This window comes from Pedococcus bigeumensis (assembly GCF_006438965.1).
Lineage (GTDB): Bacteria > Actinomycetota > Actinomycetes > Actinomycetales > Dermatophilaceae > Pedococcus > Pedococcus bigeumensis_A.
The window spans coordinates 41,315-59,061 of sequence record NZ_RCZM01000005.1; the positions used below are offsets into that span (position 1 = coordinate 41,315).

At 68.7% G+C, this 17,747-nt stretch carries 15 protein-coding genes; all 15 read right to left on the bottom strand.

The window, feature by feature from the left end; translation table 11 throughout:
* Positions 1-7: 7 nt before the first annotated feature.
* The 15 genes from nuoN to EAH86_RS14395 all read right to left on the bottom strand — a co-directional run bounded on the left by nuoN (position 8) and on the right by EAH86_RS14395 (position 17,724).
* Positions 8-1,597 (bottom strand): NADH-quinone oxidoreductase subunit NuoN, encoded by a 1,590-nt coding sequence (gene nuoN, locus EAH86_RS14325; RefSeq protein WP_140741951.1) that lies wholly within the window; start codon positions 1,595-1,597, stop codon positions 8-10.
* Between the two features lie 8 nt (positions 1,598-1,605).
* Complete coding sequence (locus tag EAH86_RS14330) at positions 1,606-3,135, bottom strand: NADH-quinone oxidoreductase subunit M (protein ID WP_140741953.1); 1,530 nt, start codon at positions 3,133-3,135, stop codon at positions 1,606-1,608.
* Entirely contained in the window at positions 3,135-5,075 is a 1,941-nt protein-coding gene (gene nuoL, locus EAH86_RS14335; protein WP_140741955.1) for an NADH-quinone oxidoreductase subunit L, read from the bottom strand. Before nuoL ends, EAH86_RS14330 begins: the two co-directional genes overlap by 1 nt.
* A 13-nt stretch (positions 5,076-5,088) precedes the next feature.
* Complete coding sequence (gene nuoK, locus EAH86_RS14340) at positions 5,089-5,388, bottom strand: NADH-quinone oxidoreductase subunit NuoK (RefSeq protein ID WP_140741957.1); 300 nt, start codon at positions 5,386-5,388, stop codon at positions 5,089-5,091.
* Positions 5,385-6,155 carry an NADH-quinone oxidoreductase subunit J gene (locus EAH86_RS14345; RefSeq protein ID WP_140741959.1) on the bottom strand — a complete coding sequence of 257 codons (771 nt, stop codon included), beginning with the start codon at positions 6,153-6,155 and terminating at the stop codon, positions 5,385-5,387. Before EAH86_RS14345 ends, nuoK begins: the two co-directional genes overlap by 4 nt.
* The gene (gene nuoI, locus EAH86_RS14350; protein ID WP_140741961.1) at positions 6,152-6,844 is read right to left on the bottom strand and encodes an NADH-quinone oxidoreductase subunit NuoI; all 693 of its coding nucleotides are present in this window, start codon (positions 6,842-6,844) and stop codon (positions 6,152-6,154) included. Before nuoI ends, EAH86_RS14345 begins: the two co-directional genes overlap by 4 nt.
* A complete protein-coding gene (nuoH, locus tag EAH86_RS14355; protein ID WP_140741964.1) occupies positions 6,837-8,252 on the bottom strand; it encodes an NADH-quinone oxidoreductase subunit NuoH in 1,416 nt (471 codons plus the stop codon). The genes nuoI and nuoH overlap by 8 nt, the downstream gene beginning before the upstream one ends.
* On the bottom strand, positions 8,249-10,744 hold the full coding sequence (locus tag EAH86_RS14360) for an NADH-quinone oxidoreductase subunit G (protein ID WP_140741966.1): 2,496 nt from the start codon (positions 10,742-10,744) through the stop codon (positions 8,249-8,251). Before EAH86_RS14360 ends, nuoH begins: the two co-directional genes overlap by 4 nt.
* A 61-nt stretch (positions 10,745-10,805) precedes the next feature.
* On the bottom strand, positions 10,806-12,119 hold the full coding sequence (gene nuoF, locus EAH86_RS14365; RefSeq protein ID WP_140741968.1) for an NADH-quinone oxidoreductase subunit NuoF: 1,314 nt from the start codon (positions 12,117-12,119) through the stop codon (positions 10,806-10,808).
* Entirely contained in the window at positions 12,116-13,012 is an 897-nt protein-coding gene (nuoE, locus tag EAH86_RS14370) for an NADH-quinone oxidoreductase subunit NuoE (protein WP_140741970.1), read from the bottom strand. Before nuoE ends, nuoF begins: the two co-directional genes overlap by 4 nt.
* Entirely contained in the window at positions 13,012-14,367 is a 1,356-nt protein-coding gene (locus EAH86_RS14375) for an NADH-quinone oxidoreductase subunit D (RefSeq protein ID WP_140741972.1), read from the bottom strand. Before EAH86_RS14375 ends, nuoE begins: the two co-directional genes overlap by 1 nt.
* Positions 14,367-15,254, bottom strand: a complete 888-nt coding sequence (locus EAH86_RS14380) for an NADH-quinone oxidoreductase subunit C (RefSeq protein ID WP_140741974.1) — start codon at positions 15,252-15,254, stop codon at positions 14,367-14,369. The genes EAH86_RS14375 and EAH86_RS14380 overlap by 1 nt, the downstream gene beginning before the upstream one ends.
* The gene (locus tag EAH86_RS14385) at positions 15,251-15,880 is read right to left on the bottom strand and encodes a NuoB/complex I 20 kDa subunit family protein (protein ID WP_241668380.1); all 630 of its coding nucleotides are present in this window, start codon (positions 15,878-15,880) and stop codon (positions 15,251-15,253) included. The genes EAH86_RS14380 and EAH86_RS14385 overlap by 4 nt, the downstream gene beginning before the upstream one ends.
* A 19-nt stretch (positions 15,881-15,899) precedes the next feature.
* On the bottom strand, positions 15,900-16,262 hold the full coding sequence (locus tag EAH86_RS14390) for an NADH-quinone oxidoreductase subunit A (protein ID WP_140741976.1): 363 nt from the start codon (positions 16,260-16,262) through the stop codon (positions 15,900-15,902).
* Between the two features lie 130 nt (positions 16,263-16,392).
* A complete protein-coding gene (locus tag EAH86_RS14395; RefSeq protein ID WP_241668381.1) occupies positions 16,393-17,724 on the bottom strand; it encodes a geranylgeranyl reductase family protein in 1,332 nt (443 codons plus the stop codon).
* Positions 17,725-17,747 lie beyond the last annotated feature (23 nt).

Here is a 17,747-nt window from a genome sequence, read left to right on the forward strand (position 1 = left end):
ACGCGCATCATCTGACGAGGAACTGCGACGACCGCTCGGCGAGGTCGAGGGTCTGCGACGGCAGGACACCGAGCACCAGCGTCACCAGCGTGCCGATCGTGATCGCGATCGTCGTGAACGGCGACGCCGTCTCGGCCACCACTGCCTCACCGGCCGGCGGGTCGGTGAAGTACATGAGCACGATCAGCCGGACGTAGACGAACGCCGTGATCACGCTGCAGATGACACCGATGATGACCAGGGCCACCCCTGAGCGGCCGCCGAACGAGATGGCCGGCGAGAACGCGGCATACTTCGCGGCGAAGCCGGACGTCAGCGGGATGCCCGCGAAGGCCAGCAGCAGGAACGCGAAGACTCCGGCGACCACGGGGTGGTTGCGCCCGAGGCCTGCCCACTGCGACAGATGTGACGCCTCGGACCCACCCTGGCGCACGAGGGACACCACGGCGAAGCCCGCGATCGTCATGAAGCCGTAGGCCACGAGGTAGAACATCGTGCCCGAGACGCCGGTCTTGTCGAAGGACAGCACGGCGACCAGGATGAACCCGGCGTGCGCGATCGAGGAGTAGGCCAGCAGCCGCTTGACGTCGGTCTGGGTGACGGACAGGACCGCACCCACGACCATGGTCAGGGCGGCGACGGCGATCACGCCACCGCGCCAGTCCCACCGGTTGGCCTCGACGCCGACGTAGACCACGCGCAGGATCGCGCCGAAGGCGGCGACCTTGGTGCACGCGGCCATGAAGCCGGTCACCGGGGTCGGAGCACCCTGGTAGACGTCGGGGGTCCACGAGTGGAACGGCACCGCGCCGACCTTGAACAGCAGGCCGATGAGCACCAGGAGCACACCCGGCAGCAGGAGACCCTCGAGTGCGCCGTTGGCGGCGGTGACCGCGGTGGCGATGTCGGCGAGGTAGAGCGAGCCGGCGTAGCCGTACAGCAGGGCGGCACCGAAGAGGAAGAAGGCCGAGCTGAAGGCACCGAGCAGGAAGTACTTGAGCGACGCCTCCTGCGACAGCAGCCTGCGACGACGCGCCAGCCCGCACAGCAGGTAGAGCGGCAGCGACAGGACCTCGAGCGCGACGAACATGGTCAGCAGGTCGCCCGCGGCAGGGAACAGCAGCATGCCGACGACCGAGAACAGGGTCAGCGGGAAGACCTCGCTGGTCGCCATCCCGGCGCGCAGCGCGGCCGCCTCGTGCGGTGACCCGGGGACGGCCGCACCCATGGGGGTGAACGCGTCAGCGCCCTGGCCGCCGAACTTCTCGGCCATGGTGAGGATGCCGAGCGCCGCCATCGCCAGGATGGCGCCCTGCAGGAACAGCGCGGGGCCATCGATGATGACCGCCTGGGCCAGCGTCCCGCCGCGGTGCGCCTGCTGGGTCGACACCGTCACGAGGACGACGAAGGCAGCGACGAGCGACACCAGTGCCAGGCTGACCTGGATCGTGTGGCGCAGCCGACGCGGGGCGAAGGCCTCGACCAGCACGCCGAGCATGGCCCCGGCGATGACGATGAGCATCGGGGCGATGGCGCCGTAGTCGACGTCGGCGGCCTTGAAGGCGGTGGCAAGCATCGGCGTGGACAGGACCGTCATGGCGGGCATTACTTCGTGCTCCCGTCAGCAGCGGAGGTAGGGGCCGGGTCGGTGACGCCGACGAAGTGCAGCGTCTTGGACACCGCCGGGTTGAGCATGTCGAGAGCCGGCTTGGGGTAGAACCCGAGCACGAGGAACGCCGCGATCAGGGGGGCCACGACGAGCTTCTCGCGCAGCGTGATGTCGCGCACCGGGGCGTCGAGCTCCGGCTTCGGCCCGGTCATCATCCGCTTGAACATCAGCAGGATGTAGAGAGCGGCCAGCACGATGCCCGCCGTCGCGATGACCGCGGCCGCCGGGTAACGCTGGAACGTCCCGACGAGCACCATGATCTCGGAGATGAACGAGCTCAACCCGGGCAGCGCCAGACCCGACAGACCGGCCACCAGGAAGACACCGGCGAGGCCGGGCGTCACCCGCTGCCAGCCACCGAAGTCGGGGATCCGCTTGCTGCCTCGACGGGCGACCAGCATGGCCCCGATGAGGAACAGGGCGGCGGTCGAGAACCCGTGGTTGAGCATGTAGAGCGTCGAGCCCGCACCACCGGTCGTCGTCAGCGCGAAGATGCCGAGCACGATGAAGCCGAAGTGGCTGACCGAGGTGTAGGCGATCAGGCGCATGATGTCGGTCTGGCCGATCGCGAGCAGCGCGCCGTAGAGGATCGAGATGACCGCGAGGACCAGCACCACCGGCGTCGCCCACTTGGACGCCTCCGGGAACAGCTGGAGGCAGAACCGGATCATCCCGTAGGTGCCGACCTTGTCCAGCACGCCGACGAGCAGCACCGCGGTCGCGGGCCGGGCCTCGGTGGCGGCGTCCGGGAGCCAGGTGTGGACCGGCCACATCGGCGCCTTGACGGCGAAGGCGATGAAGAAGGCCACGAACATGAGCCGCTCGGGCGTCGCTCCGAGGTGCAGCCCGGTCAGCTTGGACACGAGGAAGCCATCGGACCCACCCGGACCGTAGTGGTAGAGCGCGATGACGCCCACCAGCATGACCAGTCCACCCGCGAGCGAGAAGAGCAGGAACTTCACCGCGGCATACTGCCTGCGCGAACCCCCGAAGGAGCCGATGAGGAAGTAGACCGGGATGAGCATCGCCTCGAAGAAGACGTAGAACAGGAACACGTCGGTGGCCGCGAAGACGCCGACCATGAAGGTGACCAGCACGAGCATCAGCGCGAAGTAGTTCTTCTCGCGCTTGCCACCCTCGGGCACGTCGTGCCACGCGGCCAGGATGCAGATGGGCGTCAGGACCAGGGCCATCAGGATCATGACGAGCGCGATGCCGTCGACGCCGAGCGCGTAGGACACCCCGAACTGCGGGATCCACTCGTGCTGCTCGGTGAGCTGGAACTGCGCGGTCGAGCCGTTCTCGAACTGCAGGGCCGCGGCGATGCCGAACACCAGCGTGACCAGCGAGAAGCCGAGGGCGACGTGCTTGGCGCGGTCGGTCAGCCCAACAGGTAGCCCGGCCACGACGGCAGCACCGATGAGCGGGATCAGCCCGATCACGGTCAGCCAGGGGAAGTTCGTCATCACTGGATCACCCACATGGCACCGAGGATCGCGACGACGCCGAAGAGCATCGTCAGGGCGTACGAGCGTGCGAAGCCGTTCTGGAGGCGACGCAGCCGGCTGGACGTGCCACCGACCAACGCGGCCAGACCACCGACCGCGCCGTCCATGCCGCGGTTGTCGGCGAAGACCAGCGCGCGGGTGAGGTGGACACCGGGCCGCATGAAGACTCCCTCGTTGACGTCGTCCTGGTAGAGGTCACGGCGCGCTGCCTTGGTGACCAGCGAGCCCGCGGGCTGAGCCTGCGGCACCTCGTCGCGCCAGTAGCGCATCCACGCCAGGGCGATGCCGCCGGCGACCAGCAGCAGGGTCAGCGTCATCAGCGACCACACCGGCAGGACCGGGTGCTCGCCCTCCTCGTGGGCTCCGACCACCGGCTCGAGCCAGGTGGTGAACGTGCCGCCGATCGACAGGACCAGTCCGAGCAGGGCGGAGCCGACGGCCAGCACCATCATCGGGATGGTCATGGTGCGGGGTGACTCGTGCGGGTGCACCTCCTCGGTCCAGCGCTTCTTGCCGTGGAAGGTCATGAAGAACAGGCGGGACATGTAGAAGGCGGTGATGCCGGCACCGATGAGCGCGGCGCCGCCGAAGACCCACGGCCGCCAGCCCTCGCCGATGAACGCGGCCTCGATGATCTTGTCCTTGGACCAGAAGCCCGAGAACGGCGGGACACCGAGGATCGCCAGCCAGCCGAGCCCGAAGGTCAGCCAGGTGATCTTCATGGCGCCGGACAGCCCGCCGAAGCGGCGCATGTCGACCTGGTCGTCCATGCCGTGCATGACCGATCCCGCGCCGAGGAACATGCCGGCCTTGAAGAAGCCGTGGGTCAGCAGGTGGAAGATCGCGAAGGCGTAACCGACCGGACCGAGCCCGGCCGCCAGCATCATGTAGCCGATCTGCGACATCGTCGAGGCCGCCAGGGCCTTCTTGATGTCGTCCTTGGCGCAACCGACGACAGCTCCGAAGACGAGCGTGATCGCACCGACGATGACGACGCACAGCTGGGCGTTGGGCGCGTGGTCGAAGACGAAGCTGCTGCGCACGACGAGGTAGACACCGGCGGTGACCATCGTCGCGGCGTGGATCAGGGCCGACACCGGCGTGGGACCAGCCATGGCGTCGCCGAGCCAGCTCTGAAGCGGGAACTGCGCCGACTTGCCGCAGGCACCGAGGAGCAGCATCAGGCCGATCGCCGTGAGCACCCCTTCACCCGCGCCGCCCTCCGCAGCCTGCTGGACGCCCGCGAAGGTGACCGTGCCGAACGCCGCGAACATGATCATGATGCCGACGGACAGGCCGAAGTCACCGACGCGGTTGACGACGAACGCCTTGTTGGCGGCGGTGGCATAGGCCGGGTTGTGGTTCCAGAACCCGATGAGCAGGTAGGACGCCAGGCCCACGCCTTCCCAACCGACGTAGAGCAGCAGGTAGGAGTCGGCCAGCACCAGCAGCAGCATCGCGGCCACGAACAGGTTGAGGTAGGCGAAGAACCGGCGCTTGTCCGGGTCGTGCTCCATGTAGCCGAGCGAGTAGACGTGGATGAGCGACCCGACGAAGGTCACCAGCAGCACGAACGTCACCGACAGCTGGTCGACGAGCATCCCAGCGTCGAGGTTGAACGACCCGGCCGGCACCCAGTTGAACAGGTGGATGTGGGCGGCCCGGTCCTCACCTCCGCGACCGACCATCGAGATCCAGACGACGAGGCCGACGACGAAGGCCGCCCACGACATCGCGACGGCGAACAGCGGCCCCCACTTGTCGGTGGCGCGGCCACCGACAAGCAGCACGGCAGCGCCGAGCAGCGGGAGGGCTACCAAGAGCCAGGCGTATGCCGTGACGCCGGTGGCCGCGTGAGCGGCACCGTCGGCGGTGGCGAGGTGGGCGAGGGAGGTCACCTGGTGGCTCCTTCTACAGCTTCAGCAGGTTGGCGTCGTCGACCGAGGCCGACCGGCGGGCACGGAAGATGGCCATGATGATGGCCAGTCCCACGACGACCTCGGCAGCGGCGACCACCATGACGAACAGGGCGATCACCTGGCCGTCGAGGTTGCCGCGCATCCGGGAGAACGTGACGAACATCAGGTTGGTCGAGTTGAGCATCAGCTCGACACCCATGAACACGATGATGGCGTTGCGCCGCATCAGCACGGCGGCGCCGCCGATCGCGAACAACAGGGTCGCGAGGTAGATGTAGTTGACGAGGTTCATCGCTGCGAGCCCTCCTCGATCTCGTGCTCGATGTCGTGCTCGGACTCGATGTGTCGCTCCGGGGCGACGTTCTGCTCACGCGCGGTGAGCACCCGGGAGACGGACAGCTCGCTCGGGCTGCCGTCGGGCAGCAGGGCCGGGGTGTCGACCGCGTTGCTGCGGGCGTAGACACCGGGAGCCGGGAGGCCTGCGACGTTGCGGTTCTCCAGCACGCGGCGCTCGGACCACGCGCGCTGGCTCGGCTTGGCGCCGATCCGCTCGCGGTGTGCGAGCACCATGGCGCCGAGGGCGGCGGTGATCAGCAGGGCCGAGGTGATCTCGAAGGTCCAGACGTACTTGCCGAAGATCAGCTCCGCGACCCCGGACACGTTGCCGGTGCTCTCGTTGATGCTGGCCAGACCCTTCATCGGTGCGAACGTGGCCCGCCCGATGGCGGTGAAGAGCAGGGCTGCCAGGCCGAAGGCGAGCAGCAGGCTCGCCCACTTCTGGCCCTTGAGCGTCTCGACCAGCGAGTCCGAGGAGTCCACGCCGACGAGCATCAGCACGAAGAGGAACAGCATCATCACCGCGCCGGTGTAGACGAAGATCTGGATGATGCCGAGGAAGTCCGCCTCCTGCGCGATGTAGAAGATGCCGAGGTTGATCATCACCAGGGCCATGCCGAGCGCGGCGTGGACGGCCTTCTTGGCGAAGATCAGGCCGAGCGCCCCGAGGACGCTGATCGGCGCGAGGATCCAGAACATGATCTGCTCACCCAGGCCTGTCATCGGCGCACCGCCTCGGTGGTGTCGCGGCCGACCTGTCGGGTCGTCACGGTGTCCACTCCTTCGACAGGGTCGCCACTCGGGGCCAGTCCGTCCTCGGGCTGGGCGTCGTGCTCCTTCACCCAGGCCTCCTGTTCGGGCGTCGCCCGGGCCACCTTGCCCTGGTAGTAGTCGCGCTCCTCGAGACCGTCGACCATCGGGTGCGGCGCCGGGAGCATGCCCTCCTGGAGCGGTGCGAGCAGCTGCTCCTTGGTGAAGATGAGGTCGGCGCGGTTGTTGTCGGCCAGCTCGTAGAAGTTGGTCATCGTGAGGGCGCGCGTCGGGCAGGCCTCGATGCACAGCCCGCAGAAGATGCAGCGCAGGTAGTTGATCTGGTAGACGCGTCCGTAACGCTCGCCGGGAGAGAACCGGCCGGAGCCGCCCTCGGAGTCGTCGTTGGAAGCACCCTCGACGAGGATCGCGTCCGCGGGGCAGGCCCACGCGCACAGCTCGCACCCGACGCACTTCTCGAGCCCGTCGGCGTGCCGGTTGAGCTGGTGACGTCCGTGGTAGCGCGGCTGGGTCGGCCGCTTCTCCTCGGGGTACTCCTCGGTCTCCAGCTTGCGGAACATCGTCGCGAAGGTGACGCCGAAACCGCCCACCGGGGCGAAGAGGTCGGCGAGGAACCCGGGCTTCTTCTTGTCGTCAGCCACGAGTGGCCTCCTTCTGCGTCGAAGCGTCGGTGGCGCGGTCGCCGATGGCGAGGGACGGCTCCTTGAGCCGCTGTCCCGGCAGCGGTGGCACCGGGTAGCCACCGGCGAAGGGGTCGATCTCCTCGGGCGGCGGGGCGTTGCGGACGGCGTCCTGCTCGATCTTGCGGTTGTCGCGCAGCCAGGCGATGACCAGGACGGCACCAGCGAGGACCACGACGAAAGCGATGCTGACGACCGGGAACTCACGCCCGTTGAAGGTGACCTTCGGTCCGTCGATGAAGCCGAGCTGGCTCGCCTTCATGAACGAGGCTACGACGACCCAGGTCAGGGTGACCGGGATGAGGAACTTCCAGCCGAACCGCATGAACTGGTCGTAGCGGACACGGGGCAGCGAGCCGCGCAGCCAGACGAAGAAGAACATGAAGACCCAGAGCTTGATGACGAACCAGAGCAGTCCCCACCAGCCGTGGTTGAACATGCCGTCGTTGATGGCGGCGATTCCGGGAGGGGCCATCCAGCCACCGAGGAACATCGTCGTGGCCAGGGCCGAGACGGTGAACATGTTGACGTACTCACCGAGGAAGAACATCGCGAACTTCAGTGACGAGTACTCGGTGTGGAAGCCACCGGTCAGCTCGCCCTCACCCTCGGCGAGGTCGAACGGCAGGCGGTTGGTCTCGCCGACCATCGTCACGACGTAGACGAGGAAGCTCGGGACCAGCGGCAGGATGTACCAGAGGTCCTTCTGGGCGCCGACAATCTGCGAGGTCGACATCGAGCCGGAGTAGAGGAACACCGCGACGAGCGACAGCCCCATGGCGATCTCGTAGGAGATCACCTGGGCGGTGGAGCGCAGCCCACCCAGCAGCGGGTAGGTCGAGCCCGAGGACCAGCCGGCCAGCACGATGCCGTAGACGCCGACACCGGCGACGGCAAGCACCAGCAGCACGGCGACCGGGATGTCAGTCAGCTGCAACGGAGTCCGGTGGCCGAACATCGACACCGTCGGCCCCATCGGGATGATCGCGAACGACACGAACGCCATGGCGCCCGCGAGGGCCGGAGCCAGCGCGAAGACCACCTTGTCGGCGTTCTTGGGCGTGAGGTCCTCCTTGAGGGCCAGCTTCACGCCGTCGGCGAGGGTCTGCAGCAGGCCGAACGGACCGGTGCGGTTGGGGCCGGGACGCTGCTGCATCCGGCCGATCACCCGCCGCTCGAACCAGATGACGACCAGGGTGTTGACGAGGAGGAAGACGAAGACCAGCAGCGCCTTGACCAGGTGCAGCCACCACGGGGTGTCGCTGAAGTCGGTGCTCGGGTTGTCGGCGAACGGCGCCTGGGCGCCGAGCCCGACCGCGAGGTGGGGTATGCCGGCGACGGCGTCCGCGGCATACGTCAGGGTGCTCACAGGGCGCCTCCCTTCGTGACGGTCACGACGTCACCGGCGACCGCAGCCAGGGCAGCGCGGACGGTGGAGCCGTCGGAGTTGGTCGGCAGCCACACGACGTGGTCGACCATGCCGTCGGTGACCGCAACCGGTGCGGAGACCGAACCGGCGGAGGTGGACACGGTGACCTTGTCGCCGTCGACGAGCCCGAAGGTCTCGGCGGTCGCGGCGGAGACACGGGCGTAGGCCTTGTGCGCGGTGCCGGCGAGGAACGGCTCGCCGTCCTGCAGCGAACCCCGGTCGAGCAGGTGGTGCCAGGTCGCCAGGACGAGCTCGCCGGTCCCGGCACTGGGCAGGTCGCCCGTCGGGACGGTCGGGGCGGCCGGGCGTTCGCCAGTCCAGGGACCGAGCGCGGTCATCTCACGACGGACCTCGGCGAGCGTGCGGGTGCCGAGGAAGGCGCCCATCTCGCTGGCGAGCATGTCCAGGACGCGGTAGTCGGACTGGGCAGCCGTGTCCAGCGCCGCCTCGAAGGTGCGCGGGCGTCCCTCCCAGTCGACGAAGGTGCCGCCCTTCTCCGCGTGCGGAGCGACGGGCAGCACCACGTCGGCGACAGCGGTCACCGACGAGGGGCGGAAGTCGAGCGAGACCACGAAGGTCTTGGCGAGGGCTTCCTCGGCGTGGGCGTCGGCAAGGTCGGCAGCGTCGACGCCACCGATGACCAGGGCGTTGATGCCACCGGTCGTCGCTGCCTCGAGGATGCCGGCACCGTCGCGGCCGGGCGCATCCGGCAGTCCGACGACGTCCCAGACCTCGGCGACCTGCTCACGCGCCGTGGCGTCGGCGACCAGGCGGCCACCGGGCAGCATCGTCGGCAGCGCGCCGGCCTCGAGCGCGCCGCGCTCGCCGGCGCGACGGGGCACCCAGGCGAGGCGCGTGCTGGTGGACGTGGCCAGGGCCGCGGCTGCAGACAGGGCACCGGGCACGGTGGCGAGGCGCTCGCCGACGAGCACGATGGCCCCCGGCTCCTCGAGTGCCTTGGCGGCCTTGGCCGCTGCCCCGTCGCCGGTGACGCCGTCGACCAGGGCGCGCAGCACCTCGGCCTCCGTGCCGGGGGCGGACGGGATGAGCGTGCCGTCCAGCTTGGTGAGGCCGCGCGTCTCGAAGGGCGCCACGGCATACACGGCGGTCTTGGTGCGGCGCACTGCCTTGCGCAGCCGCAGGAAGATGATCGGGCTCTCCTCCTCGGGCTCGAAGCCCACGAGGACCACGGTCTTGGCCGTCTCGAGCTCGGCGTAGGTGACGGCGGCCCCGTGGGGCCCAGTGGCCACGACCGTGGAGGCCAGGAAGTCGGCCTCCTCGGCGGAGTGCGGGCGCGCGCGGAAGTCGATGTCGTTGGTGGCGAGCACGGCGCGGGCGAACTTGCCGTAGGCGTAGGCGTCCTCGGTGGACACCCGGCCGCCGGTGAGCACACCGACACCCTTGGCGGCGGCAAGTCCGGCCGCGGCGGCACTCAGGGCCTCGGGCCAGGAGGCGACCTGGAGGTTGCCGTCCTCGTCACGCACCATCGGGTACTCGAAGCGGTCACCGGTGCTGGCGTACTGGAAGGCCCAGCGACCCTTGTCGCAGTTCCACTCCTCGTTGACGGCCACGTCGTTGACCGCCATCCGGCGCAGCACGGCGCCGCGGCGGTGGTCGGTGCGGATGGAGCAGCCGGAGGCGCAGTGCTCGCAGACGCTCTTGGTCGACATCAGGTCGAACGGGCGGCTGCGGAAGCGGTAGGCGGCACCGGTCAGGGCGCCCACCGGGCAGATCTGGACGGTGTTGCCCGAGAAGTAGGACTCGAACGGCTGGTCCTCGTAGATGCCGACCTGCTGCAGGGCACCGCGCTCGACGAGGGCGATGAACGGGTCACCGGCGATCTGGTCGGAGAACCGGGTGCAGCGGGCGCACAGGACGCAGCGCTCACGGTCGAGCAGCACCTGCGAGGAGATGTTGATCGGCTTGGGGTAGGTGCGCTTGACGTCCTCGAAGCGGGACTTGGCGCGGCCGTTGCTCATCGCCTGGTTCTGCAGCGGGCACTCGCCACCCTTGTCGCAAACCGGGCAGTCGAGCGGGTGGTTGATGAGCAGCAGCTCCATCACGCCCTGCTGCGCCTTGTCGGCGACCTTGGACGTCTCCTGCGTCTTGACCTGCATGCCCTCGGTCACCGTGATGGTGCACGAGGCCTGCGGCTTGGGCATCGGGCGCAGGGTGCCGTCGGGGCCGGGGGTGGCGATGTCGACGAGGCACTGGCGGCAGGCGCCGACCGGCTCGAGGAGCGGGTGATCGCAGAACCGCGGGATCTGGACGCCGACCTCTTCGGCGGCACGGATCACCAGGGTGTTCTTGGGGACCGACACCGCGACCCCGTCGATGGTGAGGTTCACCAGGTCGACGGACGCAGGGGTCGAGGCGTTGCCTCCGGAGCTGACGGCGTTGCCGCCCGCGCTGGGGCTCGTGGTCACGGTCATGCGGGGTCCCCATGGCGTTGTGTGGAGGAGCGAAGCGGGGGAACAGAACGTCGTGGGGTGCTCATGCGGACACCGCATCCTTTGCGAACAGGGTGGAGTCTCGTCGGTCGAACGGGCAGCCGCCGTGCGTCAGGTGGGCGAGGTACTCCTCGCGGAAGTACTGGATGCTGCTGGTGATCGGGCTGGTCGCACCGTCACCGAGCGCGCAGAAGCTGCGGCCGAGGATGTTGTCGCAGATGTCGAGCAGCTTCTCGAGGTCCTCCTCGGACCCCTGTCCGTGCTCGAGCCTGCCGAGGATCTGCTTGAGCCACCAGGTGCCCTCACGGCACGGGGTGCACTTGCCACAGGACTCGTGCTTGTAGAAGTCGGTCCAGCGGTCGACGGCGCGCACCACACAGGTGGTCTCGTCGAAGATCTGCAGCGCGCGGGTGCCGAGCATCGAGCCGGCCGCGGCCACCGACTCGAAGTCGAGCGGGGTGTCGAGGTGCTCGTCGGTGAACAGCGGGGTGGACGAGCCACCGGGCGTCCAGAACTTGAGCTTCTTGTTGGGGTCGCGCATGCCGCCGGCCATGTCGAGCAGCTCGCGCAGGGTGATGCCGAGCGGCGCTTCGTACTGGCCCGGACGCTTGACGTGACCGGAGAGGCTGAAGATGCCGAAGCCCTGCGACTTCTCGGTGCCCATGCCGGAGAACCAGTCGGAGCCGTGCAGCAGGATCGGCGGGACCGAGGCGATCGACTCGACGTTGTTGACCACGGTCGGGCGGGCGTAGAGCCCCGCGACGGCCGGGAACGGCGGCTTGAGGCGCGGTTGTCCGCGACGGCCCTCGAGGCTGTCGAGCAGCGCGGTCTCCTCGCCACAGATGTAGGCGCCGGCGCCCGCGTGCACGGTGATGTCGAGGTCGAAGCCGGAGCCGTGGATGTTCTTGCCGAGGTGACCCGCGGCATACGCCTCCTCCACCGCGCGCAGCAGGCGCCGGTAGACGTGCACGACCTCGCCACGCAGGTAGATGAACGCGTGGTTGCAGCCGATCGCGAACGAGGTGATGACGCAGCCCTCGATGAGGAACTGCGGCGCCGCCATCATCAGCGGGATGTCCTTGCAGGTGCCCGGCTCGGACTCGTCGGCGTTGACCACGAGGTAGCGGGGGCCGCCGTCCGGCGGGGGCAGGAAGCCCCACTTCATGCCGGTCGGGAAGCCTGCGCCGCCACGGCCGCGCAGGCCCGAGTCCTTGGTCATCTGGACGAGGTCGGCGGGCTTCATGGCCAGCGCCTTCTTCAGCGCCTGGTAGCCCTCGTTGCGCTCGTAGGTCTCGAGCGTCCAGGACTGGGGGTCGTCCCAGAACTTCGTGAGGATCGGGGTCAGCGTGGTGCTCATGAGTCAGCCTTCCCGTCGGTCTTGGCGTCGTCGCCGTCGAACAACGTGGCCGGCTTGTCGCCGGCCTGCTCGTCGGGCGCGTTGGCCGCACTGTCGGTCGAGGTATGCCGTCCGGCTGCGGTCTTGTCGGAGGTCGCCGCGGGCTGCTGCTCGGCCTTGGCCGACTCCCCGGCCTTGCCGTCGGGCGCGGTCCAACCGCGGTCGTTGGCGATCTTCAGGCCCTCGAGCGATGCCGGTCCGGCGCCGACGCCCTCATCGGCGAGGCCGTCGTGGAACCCGGCGAGGACGCGCGAGACCTGCTTGAAGGTGCACACCTTGTTGGGGCCGCGGCTGGGCTTGACGTCCTTGCCTGCGCGCAGGTCGTCGACGAGGGTCTTGGTCGACTCGGGCGTCTGGTTGTCGAAGAACTCCCAGTTGGCCATCACCACGGGGGCGAAGTCGCACGCGGCGTTGCACTCGACCCGCTCGAGGGTGACCTTGCCGTCCGGGGTGGTCTCGTCGTGGCCGATGCCGAGGTGCTCGGAGACCTCGTCCCAGATCTGGTCGCCGCCCATGATCGCGCAGAGCGTGTTGGTGCAGATGCCGACGGTGTACTCGCCGTTGGGGTGCCGCTTGTACTGCGTGTAGAACGTCGCGACGCCCGACACCTCGGCGGTGCTCAGCTCGAGGACCTCTGCGCAGAAGTCGATCCCGCGCCCGGTGACGTAGCCGTCGACCGACTGCACCAAGTGCAGCAGCGGCAGCAGCGCCGAGCGCTTCTGCGGGTACTTCGCGACGACCAGCGCGGCGTCCTCGTGGAGCGCAGCCAGCACGTCCGCGGCATACGGCTCCTTGGACTCCGGCGCCACCGTGAGGTGACCCGCTGCGGTCTGAATCCCATAGTGCTCAGCCATCAGCGGTCCACGCCTCCCATGACGGGGTCGATCGAGGCGACGGCGACGATGACGTCGGCGATCTGGCTGCCTTCGCACATCACGGCCGTGGCCTGCAGGTTGTTGAACGACGGGTCCCGGAAGTGCGCGCGGTAGGGGCGCGTCCCGCCGTCGGACACCGCGTGGCAGCCGAGCTCACCCTTGGGGCTCTCCACCGCGGCATACACCTGGCCCGGAGGGACCCGGAAGCCCTCCGTCACCAGCTTGAAGTGGTGGATGAGGGACTCCATCGAGGTGCCCATGATCTCGCGGATGTGGTCGAGGCTGTTGCCCATGCCGTCGCCGCCGATGGCCAGCTGCGCCGGCCAGGCGATCTTCTTGTCCTCGACCATGACCGGGCCGGAGTTGGCCTGGAGCCGGTCGATGCACTGTTCGGCGATCTTGAGCGACTCGTACATCTCGTCGATGCGGATCCGCAGTCGGGAATAGGCGTCGGACTCGGTGCGGGTGATGACCTCGAAGTCGTAGGTCTCGTAGCCGCAGTAGGGGTCCAGCTTGCGCAGGTCGTGTGGCAGCCCTGTGGATCGCAGGATCGGGCCCGTGATGCCCAGCGCCATGCAGCCGCTGAGGTCGAGGTAGCCGACGTCTACGGTGCGACCCTTGAGGATGGGGTTCTCGTTGAGCAACAGCTCGAGCTCGCCAAGTCCCTTGCGCACCAAGGGAATCGTGTCACGCACCTTGTCGATGGCGCCGGGCGGCAGGTCCTGGGCCACGCCGCCGGGGCGGATGAACGCGTGGTTCATCCGCAGACCCGTGACCATCTCCAGGATCGCGAGGATGCGTTCACGTTCGCGGAAGCCCACCGTCATGACCGTGGTCGCACCCATCTCCATGCCACCGGTGGCCAGGGCGACGAGGTGCGAGCCGATGCGGTTCAGCTCCATGAGCAGGACGCGGATGACGCTGGCCCGCTCGGGGATCTGGTCGGTGATGCCGAGCAGCTTCTCGACGGCCAGGCAGAAGACCGCCTCGTTGAACAGCGGTGCGAGGTAGTCCATCCGGGTGCAGAACGTCACGCCCTGCGTCCAGGTGCGGAACTCCATGTTCTTCTCGATGCCGGTGTGCAGGTAGCCGATCCCCGCGCGGGTCTCGGTCACCGTCTCGCCGTCGAGCTCGAGGATGAGGCGTAGCACGCCGTGCGTCGACGGGTGCTGCGGACCCATGTTGACGACGATCCGCTCCTCGTGAAGGGCAGCGGCTTCGTCGACGAGCTGGTCCCAGTCGCCGCCGGTGGCGTTGAAGACGTGGGCGCCTTCTGCGGCCGCCGTGTCGGCGCCCGAGGTGGCGTAGATGTCCTTGGTCGAGTGAGTCGTCATCAGCTGTAAGACCTCCGCTGGTCCGGCGGCGGGACGGTGGCGCCCTTGTACTCGACGGGGATGCCGCCGAGAGGGTAGTCCTTCCGCTGCGGGTGGCCCGGCCAGTCGTCGGGCATGAGGATGCGGGTGAGCGACGGGTGCCCGTCGAACTCGATGCCGAACATGTCCCACGTCTCGCGCTCGTGCCAGTCGTTCGCCGGGTAGATCTCGACGATCGACGGGATGTGCGGGTCGGCGTCGGGTGCGGTGACCTCGACGCGGACCCGGCGACCGCCGTGGGTGATGGACAGGAAGTGGTAGACGGCGTGCAGCTCGCGGTCGGCCTCGTGCGGGTAGTGCACCCCGGAGACGCCGGTGCACATCTCGAAGCGCAGGGCCGGGTCGTCGCGCAGCGCGCGGGCGACGGCCGGCAGGGCCTCACGCCGGACGAAGAGGGTCATCTCACCGCGGTCGACGACGACCCGCTCGATGGCCTCGCCGTAGGAGGCGGCACCACCGACGAGGCCGCGCTCGAGGTGGTCGGCGATCTCGTCGAAGTAGCTGCCGTAGGGACGGACGGCCGCACCGGGGAACATGATCGGGCTGACCATGCCGCCGTAGCCCGTGGTGTCACCGGTGTCGGCAGCACCGAACATGCCGCGACGCTCGCCGATCACGACGGGATCAGGCGTGGTGCCGGGCGCTGCGGGGAGGTTGTCCCCCGTCTCGCGGTCGACGACCTCGCCAGGCTGCACGCCAACCGTCGCAGCCTCCGCCTCGGGAGCGGGCTGGTCGGGGCCGTCGCCCTTGTCGGCAGCCGCGTCGTCGGCCTTCGTGCCGTCGATGCTGCTGTTGGCGGTGGCCTGCTTGGGGTCCTCGGCCGGCGCGTCCTTGGTCTCGTCGCTCATGCAGCACCACCGGGTGCCACGTCGGTGCCGTGCAGGTGGGCGTGGGCGTGCGTGTGACCGCTGCCGGCCCCCTGTGCGAGCAGGCCCTTCATCTGGTGGGTCGGCGTGGCGGACAGCGCAGCTGCCTCGGCCGCGCGGGCGGCTGCGACGCGGTTGACGCCCAGCTTGGAGTTCTGGATCTGCTCGTGCAGCGTGATGATCGCGTTGAGCAGCATCTCGGGGCGGGGCGGACAGCCGGGCAGGTAGACGTCCACCGGGATGATGTGGTCGACCCCCTGCACGATGGCGTAGTTGTTGAACATGCCGCCGGAGCTGGCGCAGACACCCATCGAGATGACCCACTTGGGCTCGGGCATCTGGTCGTAGACCTGGCGGACGACCGGGGCCATCTTCTGGCTCACCCGGCCGGCCACGATCATCAGGTCGGCCTGGCGCGGCGTGGCGGAGAACCGCTCCATCCCGAACCGGGCGATGTCGTAGTCGGGCGTGCCGACGGCCATCATCTCGATGGCGCAGCACGCCAGGCCGAACGTGGCCGGCCAGACCGAGCTCTTGCGCATGTAGCCGGCGACCTGCTCGACCGTGGTCAGCAGGAAGCCAGCGGGCAGCTTCTCTTCGATTCCCATTACTTGGTCCTAGTCCTCGTCAGTCCCACTCGAGGCCGCCGCGGCGCCACACGTACGCGTAGGCCACGAACACGGTCAGGATGAACAGCACCATCTCCACGAGTGCGAAGAGGCCGAGCTGGTTGAAGGCCACCGCGAACGGGTAGAGGAACACCGACTCGATGTCGAAGATGATGAAGAGCATTGCGGTCAGGTAGTACTTGATCGGCACCCGCCCACCGCCGATGGCCTGGGGCGTCGGCTCGATGCCGCACTCGTAGGCGTCCAGCTTGGCGCGGTTGTAGCGCTTGGGTCCCGAGATCGCCGCGGCGAAGACCGAGAAGACGGCGAAGCCGCCACCGATGGCCAACAGGAAAAGCAACGGGACGTAGGGATTGCTCATCGCCGTGCCACTCCCTTTCTGTGCTCGCTACTGCCGTGGGTGCTGCCGACGTCCCTGCCGTCTGCGGCCCCGCTCGCGTCCTTGCGGTGCGGCCCAATCCTAGGGGGGCCGCCAGAGAATGCACGCCGGGTCATGCGTCCGGCGCCATCTTCGACATGGCCACGATCAGGCGGTCGCTCGCGTCGCCGCCGTGCGGCTCGGCGAGGTTGGCCATCACCTTCAGGAGGAACTTCATCAAGGTGGTGCGGGGCAGGCCGTACTTGGTGGCCAGCCGCATGATCTCGGGGTTGCCGATCATCTTCGCGAAGTAGCGCCCGAGCGTGTAGTAACCGCCCAAGGAGTCGGCCATCACCTTGGGGTAGGACTGCAGCACGCGCTCGCGCTGGGCGTCGGTGCCGCGGGCGAACGCCTGCGCGATCACCTCGGCCGCCAGTCGCCCGGACTCCATTGCGTAGGCGATGCCCTCACCGTTGAACGGGTTGACCATGCCACCGGCGTCGCCGACGAGCAGGAGGCCGTTGTCGTAGTGCGGCTGTCGGTTGAAGCCCATCGGCAGTGCTGCGCCGCGGATCGGGCCGACCATCGTCTCGTCGCTGTAGGTCCAGTCCTCGGGCATCGTCGCGACCCAGCGACGCATGACGTCCTTGTAGTCGGTCTTGCCGAACGCGCTGGAGGTGTTGAGGATCCCGAGGCCGACGTTCGAGGTGCCGTCGCCGACGCCGAAGATCCAGCCGTAGCCGGGCAGCAGCACCTTCTTGCCGTGGTCGTCGGTGGACCACAGCTCGAGCCAGGACTCGAGGTAGTCGTCGTCGTGGCGGGGGCTCGTGTAGTAGGTGCGCACGGCCACACCCATCGGGCGGTCCTCACGCTTCTCGCGGCCCATCGACAGGGACAGCCTCGAGGAGTTGCCGTCCGCGGCGACGACCAGCGGCGCGGCATACCGGAGCTCTGGGCCGGTGGCGCGGCCCTTCTCGTCCACCGCCCTGGCGGTGACGCCCACGATGGCGCCCCTGCTGTCGAGGATGGGACCGGTCACGTTGGTGGCCTCGCGCAGGCGGGCACCGTGCTTCACCGCGTGCTTGGCGAGGATGTCGTCGAAGTCCTGCCGCGTCCGGACCAGGCCGTAGGGCGGGAAGCTCGCGAGGTCGGGCCAGGGCAGGGACAGGCGCATGCCGCCGCCGATGATCCGCAGGCCGTGGTTCTTGATCCAGCCGTCGTCCTCGGGCGTGGGGATGCCGAGGGTGATGAGCTCCTTGACGGCCCGGGGGGTGAGCCCGTCGCCGCAGACCTTCTCGCGCGGGAAGTTCGTCTTCTCCAGGACGAGCACGTCCAGGCCAGCCATGGCGAGGTATGCCGCGGTGGCCGATCCCGCGGGACCGGCACCGACGACGATGACGTCGGCGGTCTCGGTGGGTGGGCCTGCGGAGATGCCTCCGGCGGCCTCGCTGATGGTGTCTGTCACGCCTGCCTCACACGCTTGTGAAC

What these genes read in the sequence shown, in the direction of transcription:
- nuoN (WP_140741951.1), bottom strand. Translation starts at nt 1,597, where the DNA reads ATGACGGTCCTGTCCACGCCGATGCTTGCCACCGCCTTCAAGGCCGCC.
- EAH86_RS14330 (WP_140741953.1), bottom strand. Translation starts at nt 3,135, where the DNA reads ATGACGAACTTCCCCTGGCTGACCGTGATCGGGCTGATCCCGCTCATC.
- nuoK (WP_140741957.1), bottom strand. Translation starts at nt 5,388, where the DNA reads ATGAACCTCGTCAACTACATCTACCTCGCGACCCTGTTGTTCGCGATC.
- EAH86_RS14345 (WP_140741959.1), bottom strand. Translation starts at nt 6,155, where the DNA reads ATGACAGGCCTGGGTGAGCAGATCATGTTCTGGATCCTCGCGCCGATC.
- EAH86_RS14360 (WP_140741966.1), bottom strand. Translation starts at nt 10,744, where the DNA reads ATGACCGTGACCACGAGCCCCAGCGCGGGCGGCAACGCCGTCAGCTCC.
- nuoF (WP_140741968.1), bottom strand. Translation starts at nt 12,119, where the DNA reads ATGAGCACCACGCTGACCCCGATCCTCACGAAGTTCTGGGACGACCCC.
- nuoE (WP_140741970.1), bottom strand. Translation starts at nt 13,012, where the DNA reads ATGGCTGAGCACTATGGGATTCAGACCGCAGCGGGTCACCTCACGGTG.
- EAH86_RS14375 (WP_140741972.1), bottom strand. Translation starts at nt 14,367, where the DNA reads ATGACGACTCACTCGACCAAGGACATCTACGCCACCTCGGGCGCCGAC.
- EAH86_RS14380 (WP_140741974.1), bottom strand. Translation starts at nt 15,254, where the DNA reads ATGAGCGACGAGACCAAGGACGCGCCGGCCGAGGACCCCAAGCAGGCC.
- EAH86_RS14385 (WP_241668380.1), bottom strand. Translation starts at nt 15,880, where the DNA reads ATGGGAATCGAAGAGAAGCTGCCCGCTGGCTTCCTGCTGACCACGGTC.
- EAH86_RS14390 (WP_140741976.1), bottom strand. Translation starts at nt 16,262, where the DNA reads ATGAGCAATCCCTACGTCCCGTTGCTTTTCCTGTTGGCCATCGGTGGC.